Origin of the sequence: Flavobacterium sp. TSSA_36 (assembly GCF_051547165.1) — a bacterium.
GTDB lineage: Bacteria > Bacteroidota > Bacteroidia > Flavobacteriales > Flavobacteriaceae > Flavobacterium.
On sequence record NZ_JBPTTP010000001.1, the window covers coordinates 701816 to 717794 of the forward strand.

At 39.0% G+C, this 15979-nt stretch carries 11 protein-coding genes; 7 read left to right on the plus strand and 4 right to left on the minus strand.

Going from position 1 to position 15979, the window contains the following annotated elements; all coding sequences use genetic code 11:
• Positions 1-13: 13 nt before the first annotated feature.
• The 3 genes from ACSVH7_RS03055 to ACSVH7_RS03065 all read left to right on the plus strand — a co-directional run bounded on the left by ACSVH7_RS03055 (position 14) and on the right by ACSVH7_RS03065 (position 3799).
• Positions 14-1237, plus strand: coding sequence for a murein hydrolase activator EnvC family protein (locus tag ACSVH7_RS03055; RefSeq protein WP_438065217.1), 1224 nt, complete (start codon positions 14-16; stop codon positions 1235-1237).
• A gap of 116 nt (positions 1238-1353) precedes the next feature.
• Positions 1354-2748 (plus strand): murein hydrolase activator EnvC family protein, encoded by a 1395-nt coding sequence (locus ACSVH7_RS03060; RefSeq protein ID WP_438065218.1) that lies wholly within the window; start codon positions 1354-1356, stop codon positions 2746-2748.
• Positions 2749-3064: 316 nt separating this feature from the next.
• Positions 3065-3799: a lysophospholipid acyltransferase family protein gene (locus ACSVH7_RS03065; RefSeq protein WP_438065219.1), complete on the plus strand. Its 735-nt coding sequence runs from the start codon at positions 3065-3067 to the stop codon at positions 3797-3799.
• A 706-nt stretch (positions 3800-4505) separates the two neighbouring features.
• On the opposite strand, the gene recA is transcribed toward ACSVH7_RS03065, so the two are convergent.
• From recA to ACSVH7_RS03085, 4 genes are all read right to left on the minus strand, one after another.
• Entirely contained in the window at positions 4506-5513 is a 1008-nt protein-coding gene (gene recA, locus ACSVH7_RS03070) for a recombinase RecA (protein WP_438065433.1), read from the minus strand.
• Positions 5514-5936: 423 nt separating this feature from the next.
• The gene (locus tag ACSVH7_RS03075) at positions 5937-6446 is read right to left on the minus strand and encodes an acyl-CoA thioesterase (protein WP_438065220.1); all 510 of its coding nucleotides are present in this window, start codon (positions 6444-6446) and stop codon (positions 5937-5939) included.
• A 21-nt stretch (positions 6447-6467) separates the two neighbouring features.
• Complete coding sequence (locus ACSVH7_RS03080; protein WP_438065221.1) at positions 6468-6854, minus strand: DoxX family protein; 387 nt, start codon at positions 6852-6854, stop codon at positions 6468-6470.
• Between the two features lie 2 nt (positions 6855-6856).
• Positions 6857-8005 carry an ATP-binding protein gene (locus ACSVH7_RS03085; protein WP_438065222.1) on the minus strand — a complete coding sequence of 383 codons (1149 nt, stop codon included), beginning with the start codon at positions 8003-8005 and terminating at the stop codon, positions 6857-6859.
• Positions 8006-8617: 612 nt separating this feature from the next.
• Between ACSVH7_RS03085 and ACSVH7_RS03090 the strand changes: the two genes are divergently transcribed.
• From ACSVH7_RS03090 to ACSVH7_RS03105, 4 genes are all read left to right on the plus strand, one after another.
• On the plus strand, positions 8618-9058 hold the full coding sequence (locus ACSVH7_RS03090) for a hypothetical protein (protein WP_438065223.1): 441 nt from the start codon (positions 8618-8620) through the stop codon (positions 9056-9058).
• 135 nt (positions 9059-9193) lie between these two features.
• Positions 9194-10486: a hypothetical protein gene (locus tag ACSVH7_RS03095; RefSeq protein WP_438065224.1), complete on the plus strand. Its 1293-nt coding sequence runs from the start codon at positions 9194-9196 to the stop codon at positions 10484-10486.
• Positions 10487-10602: 116 nt separating this feature from the next.
• On the plus strand, positions 10603-12069 hold the full coding sequence (locus tag ACSVH7_RS03100) for a gliding motility-associated C-terminal domain-containing protein (protein ID WP_438065225.1): 1467 nt from the start codon (positions 10603-10605) through the stop codon (positions 12067-12069).
• A 1-nt stretch (position 12070) separates the two neighbouring features.
• Positions 12071-15865: a PorP/SprF family type IX secretion system membrane protein gene (locus ACSVH7_RS03105; RefSeq protein WP_438065226.1), complete on the plus strand. Its 3795-nt coding sequence runs from the start codon at positions 12071-12073 to the stop codon at positions 15863-15865.
• Positions 15866-15979: the final 114 nt, after the last annotated feature.

Sequence of the window (15979 nt, forward strand, 5' to 3'; positions counted from 1 at the left end):
AAATACGTTAATCATGTCAAAACTTCTCTTAAGTTTCTTTTTTATGTGTTTGACTTCCCTTGTTTGGGGGCAAGAGTCACAACAAGAAAAGTTAGAACAACGCAAAGCACAGATTCTTCAAGAAATCAGAGAAAATGAAAGTCAATTACAATCGGTCAAGAAAAAAGAAAAATCGGCCGTGACAGTAGTGATGTTGCAAGCCAATAAAATCAAATTGCAAGAACGATTGATTAAAACCACCGAAAAACAAGCGAAGGTTTTGGGCAATGACATGTACATTAACCAAGTTAAAATTAATAAGCTCAAAAGTGAATTAGAAATTTTGAAAGAGGATTATGCGCGTATGATTGTCAAATCCTACAAAAGCAGATCTGAGCAAAGCAGAGCGATGTTTTTATTGTCTTCTGAAAACTTTTTGCAAGCCTACAAACGGGCGCAATACATGAAACAATATTCTAGTTTTCGTAAAATGCAAGGAGAAGAAATACAATCCAAAAGCCTTCAACTCAAAGACTATAACGGTAGATTATCTATCCAAAAAAAGGAAAAACAAAAGATAATTGCCGACCGTGAAAAAGAAAAAAATGAACTGGAAAAACAGAAGAAAGAGCAGTTGCGTTTGGTGAATACCATCAAGAAAGATAAGAACAAAATCATGGCTGCGATTCGTAAAAAGCAAACCGAAACCAAAGCCATAGACCGTCAAATAGACCGATTAATTCGTGAAGCTATCGCCGAAGCGAATCGGAAAGCGGCTAAAGATGGTGTTGTTGCTAACGGGTCCTCATCAAGAATTGTTTTAACGGCGGAAGCTAAAATTTTAGCCGATAATTTTAGAGCCAATAAAGGAAAATTGCCTTGGCCCGTTGAGAAAGGATTTGTTTCTTTAGGCTATGGCAAGCAGCCACATCCGGTGTTTCCAACTTTGACAATCAATAACAGTGGGGTCGAAATCACTACGGATTCTGGGGCTTCCGCTCGTGCCGTTTTTGCTGGTGAAGTGACAAATATTATGGTGCTTTCTCCGGTAAACAAAGCGGTCATGATTCAACATGGCGACTGTTTTACGGTATATCAAAATTTAAGTTCTGTTACGGTGTCCAAAGGTGATAAAGTGGGAATTAAACAGAATTTAGGTAGAATTCGTACGAATAGTGAAGGTAAGACCGTTTTGAAATTTACCATTTCTGAAAATGCTAACTACAATAACCCAGCGAATTGGTTGTATAACATGTAGTGTTTGCCTCAAGATATGAAGTTCTAAAAGCACTATTTTATAGCAAGTTTAAATAGTGCTTTTTCTGTTTCTACCCTAGAAATACCTATTTTTGCACCAAAAACATCCCTCCTTTCATGTTCAAGCCTCTCTATACTTTTTTATTATTCGCTTTTTCTTCTTTAGTATTGGCACAACCCAATTCTCAAAAGTCTTTAGAAATTCAAAAATCCAAAATTCAAAGAGAAATTTTGGAAAATGAAAAAAAATTGCAGACCGTTAAAAAAAAGGAAAAATCGGCCTTTAAAACCATGGAATTGCACACTCAAAATATTAAACTCAAAGAATCTTTAATAGCCACTACCGAAAAGCAAACGCAAGTACTGAATAAGGATATGCAATCAAATGAGCTTAAAATGAGCTTTTTGGACAATGAGTTAGCCCTTTTGAAAGCGGATTATGCCGAAATGATTGTTAAATCGTATAAGAGTAGGTCTGAAGAGAGTAAAGCTATGTTTATTTTGTCTTCTTCTAGTTTTTTACAAGCCTATAAACGCCTGCAGTATATGAAACAATATACTAGTTTTAGAAAAATACAGGCGCAAGAAATTGTAGTAAAATCAAAGGAATTGACCGTTTTTCATGATAAGTTGAAGTCTCAAAAACAGCAAAAAGAAAGGTTAATCTCCGAAAAAGAAAAGGAAAAATTATCGTTGGAGGCCGCCCAAAAAGAACAGCAGCAAATAGTAGTCTTGCTTCAAAAAGACGAAAAAAATATCGTAGCCCAGATTAAGAAAAAACAACAACAAGCTAAGGCGATTGATAAAGAAATTGATCGATTAATTCGAAAAGCTATTGCAGAAGCTAATCGGAAAGCGGCATTGGCTAGGGCTGCAAAAGAGAAAGCGCTACAAGAAAAAATAGCGAGAGAAAAAGCTTTAGCGGAAAAGATAGCTAAAGAGAAAGCCTTGGCCGCCAAAGCAGCTGGTAGCAAAGCAGCTGGTAGCAAAGCAGCTGTAGTAACAAAACCCAAAGTGGTGGTGACCAAAGAAGTGCCTAAAAAAGTAATCGCTCCTGTATCGACCACTAAGATGGAGTTGACTTCTGAAGGGCAGTTAGTGTCGGATAATTTTAAAGCGAATAGAGGAAGGTTGCCTTGGCCTGTTGATAAGGGCAGCGTGTTTCTAGGTTTTGGGGCACAGCCTCATCCCGTTTATAAAACGTTAACTATTCAAAATAGCGGTTTGTCTATTGCCACTTACCAAGGAGCTCAGGCGAGAGCTGTCTTTTCAGGGGAAGTTTTCTCTGTAATTGCCATTTCTAACAACAAAGCAGTCATGATTCAACATGGTAATTATTTTACCGTTTATCAGAATTTGAGTAGCATTTCTGTTCGAAAAGGAGACAAAGTAAGTGCGAAACAAAACCTCGGGACCATTCACACTAATGCCGAAGGTAAAACCATTCTGAAGTTTACCTTATGTGAAAACGTAAATTATGTTAATCCAAAACCATGGTTGGCGGCAAAATAGTTTTACATGCTGGTTTCTTCTTCTTTTAGTGCGCGCTTCCGTTTGAAAGTTGTAGCAAGTTTTCATGAATTTTTACAAGAAAAGGATTAAAACCGTTGCTACACTATAAATCGTTCTGATGGAACTATACTACTACATCAAAGAGTCGCAGGCTTGACCCCTAGTGCGGGCCTGCGTAGCCGTTTTATTTCAGAATTGCAATAGGATTGGGTTTTAGGTAAATTTTCACAGCATTAGCATTTCAAAAAATAACACAAGAAAGCGAATCTGTCTTTTTTTTTGTTTTCAGAATCAATGAAATTCTTACATTTGGAACATGCGAGGGATACACTATATTTTTTGGTTTTTTTGGAGAATTTGGTTTTATGTTTTGATGGCGCTTCCCATATTGGTGATGTTTCCTTTTTTGGTTGTTTCGATACTAACAGAAAGGGGCTATCCTTATTTTTTTAAAATGGCTAGAATTTGGGCCAAATTTATTTTGTTTGGAATGGGTTTTCGATACAGCCTTACCCAAGAGGTAGTGTTGAATCCCAAAAAGAGTTATATGATTGTGGCCAATCACACTTCTATGATAGACATCATGCTGATGTTGGCCATCATAAAAAATCCTTTTGTTTTTGTTGGAAAAAAAGAATTGGTACGAATTCCGTTGTTTGGTTTCTTTTACAAACGAACTTGTATTTTGGTTGACCGAGGATCTGCTAAAAGTAGGCAAGCTGTTTTTGAAGCTGCACAGCAACGGATTAATAGAGGACTTAGTGTTTGTATTTTTCCCGAAGGCGGGGTGCCTGATGATGAGACTATTATTTTAGATCAATTCAAAGACGGCGCTTTTCGTTTGGCTTTAGCGCATCAAATTCCTATTGTACCCATCACCTTTCCAGATAATAAAAAACGTTTTTCTTTCACATTTTTTAGTGGTAGCCCAGGTAAGATGCGGGCACATATTGGGGAGTTAATAGACACTAACGGCTTAGACAAAGATGCTAGAAAACCACTCAAAGAGAAAGTATATCAGAGTATTTTAAAGCGATTGCTACAATCCTAAGGCTTATTTAAAATGCTTTGCGATTACATTTTAAACCCAGATTTTCACAGATTTGAAAATTCTTTGCGTCCTCGCGTCTTTGCGGTTAAATTTCAGACTCGGATTTTCACAGATTTGAAAGTTTTGTGTGCGTTCTTGCGTCTTTGCGGTTAAATTTCAGACTCGGATTTTCACAGATTTGAAAGTTTTGTGTGCGTTCTTGCGTCTTTGCGGTTACATTTTAAACCCGGATTTTCACAAATTTGAAAATTCTTTGCGTCCTCGCGTCTTTGCGGTTACATTTTAAACCCGGATTTTCACAGATTTGAAAATTCTTTGCGTCCTCGCGTCTTTGCGGTTAAATTTCAAACACAGATTTTCACAGTTTTAAAAATTCTTTGCGTCCTTGCGTCTTTGCGGTTAAATTTCAGACTCGGATTTTCACAGATTTGAAAGTTTTGCGTGCGTTCTTGCGTCTTTGCGGTTACATTTTTGATGTAATGCTAAGCTTTTCTACAGTAGTTATTTTTTAATATTTCGAATCACACGTCATTTGTTTTTAAATACGCGATTCTCAGCGACTTAAAACAAAAGAGAATTCTTTCAAAAAACAAAAAGCGAGCTTGTTTTGATAAACAAGCCCGCTTTAAAAGAGGAATATTTCGTTTAGAAGAACACTTCAAGGGGATGCATTGAAGTGAATTTATTAGGTCAACGAATAATTTTTTTACTCGTTAGCTAATTCTTTGATACGATTTTTAATTTTTACTTCTAACTCGTCTGCAAGTTCTGGATTATCTTTAATCAACGTTTTTACGGCATCACGACCTTGACCAAGTTTGGTGTCTCCATAACTAAACCAAGAGCCCGCTTTTTTGATGATTTCAAATTCAACCGCTAAATCCAAAATTTCTCCGGTTTTAGAGATTCCTTCGCCATACATAATATCAAATTCGGCTACTTTAAATGGTGGAGCTACTTTGTTTTTTACGATTTTTACTTTAGTGCGATTTCCAAGCACATTTTCTCCGTCTTTAATTTGAGTAGATCTACGAATGTCTAAACGTACAGAAGCGTAAAATTTTAAGGCGTTACCACCCGTTGTAGTTTCTGGATTTCCAAACATTACTCCGATTTTCTCCCTTAATTGGTTGATAAAAAATACGGTACAATGTGTTTTGCTGATTGTTCCAGTTAATTTTCTAAGGGCTTGCGACATCAAACGTGCATGCAGTCCCATTTTAGAATCTCCCATTTCTCCTTCAATTTCACTTTTAGGAGTTAAGGCTGCTACCGAGTCAATCACCACAATGTCTATGGCTCCTGAACGGATTAAATTTTCAGCAATTTCTAAGGCTTGCTCCCCATTGTCAGGTTGAGAAATAATTAAATTTTCGATGTCAACACCTAATTTTTCAGCATAATTTCTATCAAAAGCATGTTCTGCATCAATAAAAGCGGCGATACCTCCAGCTTTTTGTGCCTCGGCGATCGCGTGTAAGGTTAGGGTAGTTTTACCTGAAGATTCTGGACCATAAATTTCAATAATCCTTCCTTTAGGATAGCCATTTACTCCTAAGGCTAAATCAATGCCTAGTGAACCAGAAGAAATGGTTTCCACTTCTTCAATGGCTTTGTCTCCCATTTTCATTACGGTTCCTTTTCCGTAAGTTTTATCTAATTTATCTAGCGTTAATTGTAACGCTTTTAATTTGGCTTCTTTGTCTGAACTCATCTTTTCTTTCATCTAATTTTAAGGTTGATACTAAATAATTGGCGTGTAAAAGGGTTTTAATTGTAATCTGTTGATTGTAATTGTACTGTATGCATTGTAATTTTTCTCCAAAAAAGACCTTAGGCTTCAAAAAGAAGGAACGAGCTCCTTAGTTTTCTTAATTTCTTCATGAGTCAATTTTTTATGAATTCATTTAAAAGATTATGTCGCGTCATTGTGTAGCGAGGTAATTTTAGTAAAAATACATTTTTTTTCGACATACAAAGCATTGAAATTTAGAAAGCTTGTGTAGTGCGTTTCTTTTTTTTATCAGTAAGATATAAGGCACATTACGTACCAAGCCTCTTCATTTTCTTAAGGAACGTAATGGTTTACTTTCATGCAGATTTCCTTTTAAAGGTTAGTTTTTCACACAAAACCTCATTAATTGAAAAGGGCTTTTAATTCGGTAGCTTCGTTTGGACTCATTTTACCTGCCAGAACTAAGCTGAGTTGTTTGCGACGCAAGGCGGCATCAAATCGTTGAATCTCTAATTCCGTTTCCGGGATTATGGGAGCCACTTCAACGGGTCTGCCGGTATCGTCAACGGCCACAAAAGTGTAAATACCCTCGTTGGCTTTGTTGCGTAGTCCGGATTCGCGATCTTCAATCCAAACATCGATATAAATTTCCATAGAACTTTTGAATGATCGGGATATTTTCGCTTCCACAGTCACTACACTCCCGATGGGAACGGCTCTATTAAAGGCTACATGATTTACTGAGGCGGTGACCACAATTCTTCTGGAATGTCTTCGGGCTGCAATACTAGCGGCTCGATCCATGCGTGCAAGCAATTCTCCGCCAAAGAGGTTATTCAATGGATTGGTTTCACTTGGCAAAACCAAATCAGTCATGACGGTAAGCGATTCTGAAGGATGTTTTGGGATCATATTTTAGGGTAACTATTAATTTTAATTTAATGCATATACCGCCATTACAGCAGGGATAAAGTAGAGTACGATGGTTCTTGCGCCATCATAATCTTTAGCCAATCGTTGACCAAACAACAACATGAGTAAGGTAATTGAAGAAAATAACGCGCCATAATAGCCATAAATAGTACCCTTACTAAGGTACAATTCAATAGCGCCGACCAAGCACAATACGCCGGAAATGAGTTCTAACACTAAAATATTGGCTAAGGCCAATGGGACTTGAGTACTTAATAAGGTTTTTGAAAAATGCGTTTTCAACCAAGAGACATTATCTTTCCAGTGAAATAATTTATCATATCCGGATTGTAAAAAAGTAATGGCCAAAAATACAAGTAATAGGAGTGGGGCAGTTTGGTGTATCATTGTTATTTTTTATGGATTAATCGAGTTAATTGTATGGATAAGTCGGTCAAAATTATTTTAGCATTGCCATTGCGTTCAATATGGTACATTGCCTCCGATAATTCGTCGAAAATTGGCTGTATGTTATTTCCATGAATGAAAGGAGCGAAATTTTCCAACTTAAATTTTTCTACTTTGGGTTCAAGGTACACCAAAGAATTCGCTTGATAATTAAGGAGTAGCGCCTGACGAAACATTTCGATGCAAAACTGTAAAAACTTTTTCTGTTTTTCTCTACCTAATTGTGCGATTTGTTCGCTCCACGAAATTAAATCTTGAATGGCAGCGGCATTTCCTTTCGCCTTAAAGGCCGCTCTTACCCAAACTACAAACCATTCCTCGAAAACCAATTCGTCAGCGTCTTGATGTAACAAATGTAAGGCTTTGTTGTAATTGCCTTGCGCTTGATGCGCCAAGTTTTGTGCCATTTTTGAATCCAGTTGATGTGATTCTATAAGGGCTTTACAGAGCTCCGCTTCAGGAATACCGTTAAAATGAATGGCTTGACATCGAGAGCGAATCGTGGAGAGGATGGACTCTTCATTCTCCGTAATTAATATAAAAAGTGTTTTTTCTGGAGGTTCTTCTAATAATTTCAACAATTTATTCGCGGCTGCTGTATTGAGTTTGTCTGCCATCCAAACAATCATGATCTTGAAGCCCCCTTCATATGATTTTAAGGCTAAGGATTTTAAGATTTCTTGGGCGTCATCTACTCGTATTTCTCCTTGTTTGTTTTGTACACCTAGAAAAGTATACCAATCGGTTAAACTACCATAAGGGTTTTTTAAAACAAAAGCGCGCCAATCTGCTAAAAAATCAATGCTTTTGGGCTTACTTTTTACCTCTTCAGTACTTACCGTTGGGTAGACAAAATGCAAATCAGGATGCCCGAGATTTTGGAATTTCAAATTACAACTTTCATGGCCATTAGTGTTTTCAAAACCTTCGTTGTTACACAAAAGGTATTGTGCATAGGCGATCGCCATGGCAAGAGTGCCAGATCCTTCAGGGCCTACAAATAATTGTGCGTGAGGAGTTCTGCCGGTGGAGGCACTTTGGAGTAAGTGATTTTTGATGTGGATTTGTCCTAAAATCGATGAAAATTGCATGAAGCAAAGATAAAAGAAAATGATCGAGTCCAAAAAAATAATATGCACCCTATTTTCAAAAAGGCTACTCCCAAGCCTATTCCCGAAATAGAGTGAGGGCAACTCCTTTTTTTTGCGCTATTTAGGTTTAATCGGAACGCATTTATTTTGTGGTAACGGATTTTAATCTGCTATCGGAATGTGATTGCACGTTACTTGGTTTTATAAATTTAACTACTGTGTGTTTGGTTCGTCTTGTTAGATTTTAAGTCTTTTAATCTATTGTTACTTAGGAGATTTGCGCTTAAAGTACCTGTTTTTATTTTTTTGGAACAACCGATTGTAATAGGATATGTTTTAATCCCTTTTTTCTTTGTAAATAATTACTGTTTATTAACAATTTTAAAGTGTTAAATTCATTCTTTTTTCATCCTTTTTTGAAGGGGTGTCTATTTCTTGGATTACGTATAAATACTTGTAGGGCAATGGATTAAAAGTTTATTTTGTCGACCAAATACATGTTTTTTACAGATATGTACTATTTTTTATTCATAAAATTATCGCAAAAAGTTGTGAGTTAATTTTATTTGTTTATTTTTGTTATTAACATTTTAATTAACAAAAAAGAAAAGCATGAAAGGGAAAATTATTTTTTTTGGATTAGTATTTTTATTGACTATTGGAGTAGCTTCTGCACAGACGAAAGCGCCTCAAAGTATCATTAGCAGAACCGCTTTGGTAAAAAAATACTACACGAAGACCGAATTGGAGCAATTGCAAAAAGGGCCTTTGTTGGAATTGTACATCGAAAGAATTAAAGTATTAGTTAAAACGTTGCCTTACATTGCATTGGTTAGTAAGCCAGGAGTGACTTTGACAGATTTAGGAATTCCTGAAGATGCAAATAATACGAAAGCTTTAAATACGCAATCCGAAAGTATGAATTCCTTTTTGGATGTGACGGTTGATTTTCAAAGAAAAATGGTGCCTTATGCAGACAAAGGTAATTTGATCTCTGCTATTTTGTTTTATGAGGAGACCTTGAAATCATTGAATAGTTTAGGAGAAAATTAATTCGAAAGCCGTTCTTTTTCCTTCTAACTAAGGTTACATTCTTTCTAGTAAGCCTACATTGTATAACAATTATATTTTTCAGATTATTGAGTGTAAGATAATAACCCCCCACCCCCCCCCAAATCTTTAAATCTTATGAAAAGAATAACTCAAGTTTTAGCCGTTGCGCTATTGGTAGTTTCTGCTGCTACTGCGCAACAAGAAAAAGGAATTATTGGAGCTACAAATTGGTTGAATAATTGGACTGAATTTAAACCTACTCGGTTAGATTATGGAGAAGCAAACCAAATAATAGCAGGTGTCATTTCAACGGACACTAAGTTGCTTAAAAAGAACATTTACCTAATGCAAGGTCCTGTGTATGTGAATAACAACGCGGTGCTGACGATTGAGCCAGGTACTGTAATTATTTGTGAATTTGGCTCGGGAGCCGCTTTGGTGATCACTAAAGGAGCAAAAATTATAGCGGATGGTTTGGAAACCGACCCGATTGTTTTTACCTCTAGCCGTCCTTTAAAAAAACCAGGAGACTGGGGAGGGATCATCGTTTTAGGGGATGCACCTATCAATAAATTTGGAGGTGTTTCATCGGTAGACTTCGGATTGGATAATGCGATGACCGTGTATGGAGGAAATGATGTAGGGGCAGATTCAGGAATATTGCGTTATGTGCGCATAGAATATGCCGGAGGAAAAGTAAGAGGTAATGGCAATTTTAGCGGATTGTTATTAGGCGGGATCGGAAATAAAACCGCTGTTGAAAATGTGATGGTGAGTTTTAGTGCAGGAGATTCTTTCGTAGTGTATGGAGGTGATCTTAGCATGAAAAAAATGGTTTCCTTAAAATCTAGTGCGATTGATTACAAGTTTAATTATGGATCGCAATGTAAAATTGAGAATTCTTTAGCAATTCGTTCGTCTTATATCTCTAGTAGTACTACGTCTTACCGTTGTATGGATATCGCTTCTTATGAGCAAAAGTCAGAAGTGGATTTCAATAAAAAGCAAACTAATATTGTAGCTAGTAATTTGACTCTAGTGAATGATAGTGCGGATTTGACAGGTGACATGCAAAAGAATTTGATAAAAGATGCGGTTAGAGTAGCTGAAAATTCGTTTTTAGAATTAAAAAGAAGTGTGGTTTCTGGTTTCAATCCTGCTGTGATTTTGGATGCCAAAATTGAAGTTACAGCTACCAATCTAAAGAAGATCAAATTAGAACAATTATATATTAATTCTTGTAAAGGGAATATTTTCACTGAATTTAATCCTAATAACGAGGAGTTAGAAAACTGGTACGGAAACAGTGCTTTCTTTAATGTGTACGATAAACAAAACAATGCGGAGGCATTTTTAGATGCGTTTAATGAGAAAAGACCTGATTTTAGATTGAAAATTTCTAAAATCACGGCATCCAATAACAACTAGTTTTGTATCAATAAAAACTTTGGTTGTCCCCCAACAATCGAAGTTTTTATTTTTTTTAAAAACCTTGTAAATAACCCAATTTTAGTATGTGTCGGTACAATAAGGCCTTTGTTTGGGTGCAATTATTTTTCATTATTGCGATTGGTTTCCCCTCTTTTATTTCGTCACTTCATGCTCAAATTGCTATCGGGAAACCTACTTTTCCCTTTACCCAAATTTGTGCCAATCCTTCATTCAATACATTTGATGTGAATTTCAGCTTTACGCCTACCTCAGGGCTTACGGCTGCTAATCAATTCATAGTAGAACTTTCTGATGCCTCAGGTAGTTTTGCCACGCCAACAATAGTGTACACTTCTGCTGCGGGCGCCATCACGACTTCTCCAGCTAAAATTACTTTTTCGGTGCCTTTAACCACCAGTGGCGAAGGGTATAAAATCAGAGTGCGTAGTACAGCTCCAGCGGCTGTGAGTCAGCAATCTAATGCTTTTCCTGCCTATTACAAACCTCAAGACAGTCAGTTTACTATTAACAACAGTGTGGCCACGGCCGTATATTGTACCGGAGGTTCGTATGTCCTTTCGATAGATAATCCTGGGACGGGGACCAATGATTCCCCACTAAAATATCTCGGACTCACTTTTAATTGGTTCAGAGACAATGGCCCTACCGCGTTGCCCACCAAAGTAGCGACTGCCGTAGGAGGAAATTATAGTGTTAGCTCCCCAGGGGTTTATTATGCGGAAACCAATTATGGTACGTGTACTTCGAATTCGTATTCCAATCGTGTTACGGTTACTTCTTCTAATTCCGGAGCTACGGCTGTGATTACTTCTAGTTTGGGCAATCCTTTTTGTAGTAGTCAAGGCGCTACGGTGCTCTCTACAACACAGGGAAGTACTTATCAATGGTATAAAGATAATGTAGCGATAAGCGGGGCAACCAACCAAACATTCTCGGCGGTTGCTGCGGGTAAATACAGCGTAAAAGTTGGTTTTGGGACTTGTGATGCTGCAGCGAGTATTGATTTACAAGAAATTTCATTTTCAGCCTCCACTTCCGTTTCTTCTACAGTGGCTACTCCCATTGTTCCTGGGGAGAAATTAGACGTAATTACTACCACGGATGCTATAAATCCGTCCTACAAATGGTTTCTGAATGACATTCAAATCCCTAATGCAACGGCAGCTTCTTATACCGTTTCCACCAAAGGGAAATACAAAGTGGTCATCACGCAACCCGGAAGTTGTACCCTTACGAAAACGCTTCTTTTTGAAATAAGTTATACTACCGATCCGAATCCGTTTCCGGATGTGGCCGCTATTCCTAATATGATTAGCCCTAATGGAGATTTTATCAATGATACTTGGATCATACCCCAAGAGTATGTGAATGGAAAAGACGTAGAAGTGGTCATCATCAGCGCTTTTGGTGACGTGGTTTTGCAAACGAAGAACTATCAAAACGATTGGCCTAGTGTCACAAGTCCGATAGATTTTAAGAGTGTAAACCCCATTTATTATTACATAATTACCACTTCAGATAACAAGGTTAAAAAAGGATCCATCACTGTGATAAAATGATATGAAGAAGCTTGTACTGTTGATCGCCCTTTTTTATGGTTTTTACCACGCACTCTATGCTCAAACCAGTCCGGTTGAGGATGGAGTGGTGTCGTTTTCATTACCGATGCGCAATTCTTTAAAATTTAATCGTTTTGTCCTCAATCCTACTTTTAGTTTTGTGCGCGAACAAAATACGTTTGCTACCATTTACAGTAAAAGACAATGGATGCAATTTAATGATGCCCCTACAACCTACTTGGCCAGTTATTCTGGACGTTTTTTAGAAAATGAAGGAATTGGGATAGGTGTTTTCCAACAAAATATAGGCGTTTTGACCACTTTTGGTGGCATCCTCAATTTCACGCACAACGTAGTTTTAGAACAAGATAGTAATTTAACGTTCGGTCTGAATGTAGGAGCTTACAAAAGTGGATTAAATGCCGGTAAGGTGATCACTAATGGACCTTCCGATCCTTCCTTAAATACGATTCCCTCTCATTTTTTGTTAACGGTTAGTCCGGGAGTGAATTATGGGACTACTTTTCTAGATTTTGGGGTAGCCTTTACTAATATGGTGACTTATAATTTTGGTACCTCCAAAATACTATCAGAAGATCTTGAAAAGGGAATTCAAGCGCATGTCATGTATACAGGTTATATGGATAGCTATGGTTTTTTTGATAAAAGTAAATTCTCTGCGCTTGTTCGTTCTGAATTCAAGAAAGAAAAAACCGTATTATCTGGAATTGCCACTTTTACTATACCCATGGGAATTTGGGCGCAAGGAGGCTACAATTCGTTATATGGCTTATCCGGTGGTATAGGTATGAACATTACCCCAACGATTTCGGTAGAATATATCACAGAAAAAGGATTGTCTGGATTTTCAAATTTCGGCTATTCTCACGAATTGGTGCTGGCTTATAAGTTTAAAAGCAAAAAATACTATCATGGTGATGACGAGGATGAAGCGGCCTTGATTCTTCCAAATCCTACACCGGCACCTAAGAAAACGGTTAAAACGGTAGCGACGGCTCTAAAACAAAGTACTTTATTATCTCCTGTAGACAAAGCTAATTTGGAAGCAGCTCGTAAGGAAGCGCAAGCCGCTCGTGAACAAATTCGTTTGGCGAAACTCAAAGAGATTGCCGATGCCAAAGCCAAAGCGGATGCTGAAGTCAAAGCAGCAGTAGAAGCCGAGCGTTTGCGTCAAGAGAAACTAGCTGCGGATGCTAAAGCAAAAGCGGCGGGAGTCAGTGCAGCGCAAAATGCAACCGCTGCTGCAGAAAAAGCCAGACTCGCCAAACTAGCCGCCGATGCTAAAGCGAAAGCCGATGCTGAAGCCGAGCGTTTGCGTCAAGAAAAACTGGCTACCGATGCTAAGTTAGCTGCGGATGCCAAAGCCAAAGCAGCTGCAGAAGCCGAGCGTTTGCGCCAACAAAAACTAGCTGCTGATGCGAAATTGGCCGCCGATGCCAAAGCTAAAGCCGATGCTGAAGCCGAGCGTCTACGTCAACAGAAATTAGCTGCTGATGCGAAACTAGCCACCGATGCCAAAGCTAAAGCCGATGCTGAAGCCGAGCGTTTGCGTCAAGAAAAACTAGCTGCTGATGCGAAATTAGCTGCGGATGCCAAAGCTAAAGCTGATGCTGAAGCCGAGCGTTTGCGTCAAGAAAAACTTGCAGCTGATGCGAAACTAGCCGCGGATGCTAAAGCCAAAGCCGATGCTGAAGCCGAGCGTCTACGTCAACAAAAATTAGCTGCTGATGCGAAACTAGCTGCGGATGCCAAAGCCAAAGGCGATGCTGAAGCCGAACGTTTACGTCAACAAAAATTAGCTGCTGATGCGAAGTTAGCTGCGGATACCAAAGCTAAAGCTGATGCAGAAGCCGAGCGTTTGCGTCAAGAAAAACTAGCTGCTGATGCGAAATTAGCTGCGGATGCCAAAGCTAAAGCTGATGCTGAAGCCGAGCGTTTGCGTCAAGAAAAACTTGCAGCTGATGCGAAACTAGCCGCGGATGCTAAAGCCAAAGCCGATGCTGAAGCCGAGCGTCTACGTCAACAAAAATTAGCTGCTGATGCGAAACTAGCTGCGGATGCCAAAGCCAAAGGCGATGCTGAAGCCGAACGTTTACGTCAACAAAAATTAGCTGCTGATGCGAAGTTAGCTGCGGATACCAAAGCTAAAGCTGATGCAGAAGCCGAGCGTTTGCGTCAAGAAAAACTAGCTGCTGATGCGAAATTAGCTGCGGATGCCAAAGCTAAAGCTGATGCTGAAGCCGAGCGTTTGCGTCAAGAAAAACTTGCAGCTGATGCGAAACTAGCCGCGGATGCCAAAGCCAAAGCCGATGCTGAAGCCGAGCGTCTGCGTCAAGAAAAATTAGCTGCTGATGCGAAACTTGTAGCGGATGCCAAAGCCAAAGCTGATGCTGAAGCCGAACGTTTACGTCAAGAAAAAATAGCTGCTGATGCGAAACTAGCCGTCGATGCCAAAGCTAAAGCCGATGCTGAAGCCGAGCGTCTACGTCAAGAAAAATTAGCTGCCGATGCGAAATTGGCAGCGGATGCGAAAGCCAAAGCCGATGCTGAAGCTGAGCGTTTACGTCAAGAGAAAGTAGCAGCGGATGCTAAAGCTAAAGCCGATGCTGAAGCTGAGCGTTTACGTCAAGAAAAATTAGCGGCAGATGCGAAATTAGCCGCCGATGCGAAAGCTAAAGTTGATGCTGAAGCCGAACGTTTGCGTCAAGAAAAACTAGCTGCTGATGCGAAATTGGCTGCCGATGTCAAAGCTAAAGCCGATGCAGAAGCCGAGCGTTTACGTCAAGAAAAATTAGTTGCCGATGCGAAGTTAGCTGCGGATGCGAAAGCCAAAGCCGATGCTGAAGCCGAGAAAATCAGATTGGCTAAAATTGCCGCTGCTGCTGCCGCAGTGCTTCCTGTAGCGAAAGATGCTAGTGCCAAAGCGATTGACGACTTGGCCAAGCAAGCCGAAGCGTCTGCTAAAATGCAGCAATCGTTACTCGCTCAATTGGATCAAAAAGTGGCTAGCAAAGCCAAAGAATTGCGAGACATGAAGGAAGAAAATGATTTGAGTGAAAAAGGAATTTTCAAAGAACCGCAAGAAATTAAGAGCAGTAGCAACGACAATGCGGCGATTGAATCTTTGAAATCTCAGATTGCTGCCATGAACAAAATGCAAGAGGACAACCTCAATAAAATTAAGAACTTGTTCGATGAACGTATCAAAAAAGGAGCAAGCCCAACGGATGCTTTGAGCGTGAATTATTTAAAAGCGATGGAGCAATTAAAAACAGAGCAAGCCGTTAGTGTTCAGAGCAATACGAAATTGGTACAATCCTTAGAAAACATTAAAGTTGCGGTTGAAATTGAGAAAAAACGCCGTATCAAGCGGGCGAGTTCGTTAACGGCTACGGATCGATTTGCTCAAGATCAAGCGGCCTTGAAACGTATCAAAGAAACCACTAAAATGAGCACAACGCCATTGACAACTAGTGATTTTGATTTTGGAGAGGAACAAGCGAATATGCAAATCATGAAACGTGTGGATAATACGCCAAGCGGATATTACATGATCATGGCGGTACATAAGGACGTAGCGAAACGCGATGCCTTCTTGACAAAAGCCGTTGCGTCTGGAATGAAAAATGTGGCCTTCTATTTTGATGCCAATACCAGCAGTTATTATATCTACAACGGTATGTATGATAACTTACAAGAAGCACAAGAAGAAATTAAAAATAAAAACGCTCACGCTTCCACTAGTAAAATGGTGATTGTGAAAGTGGAAAATTAAGGAGGAATCCGCATAAAGAATAGATAGGAATGACCATCAGCCGCTGTAAATCCGACAAGAAAAAGGGGGCGGAAGAGCCATAAGTGAAGGGGTGTTTTTGAGTAATGAGTGTTG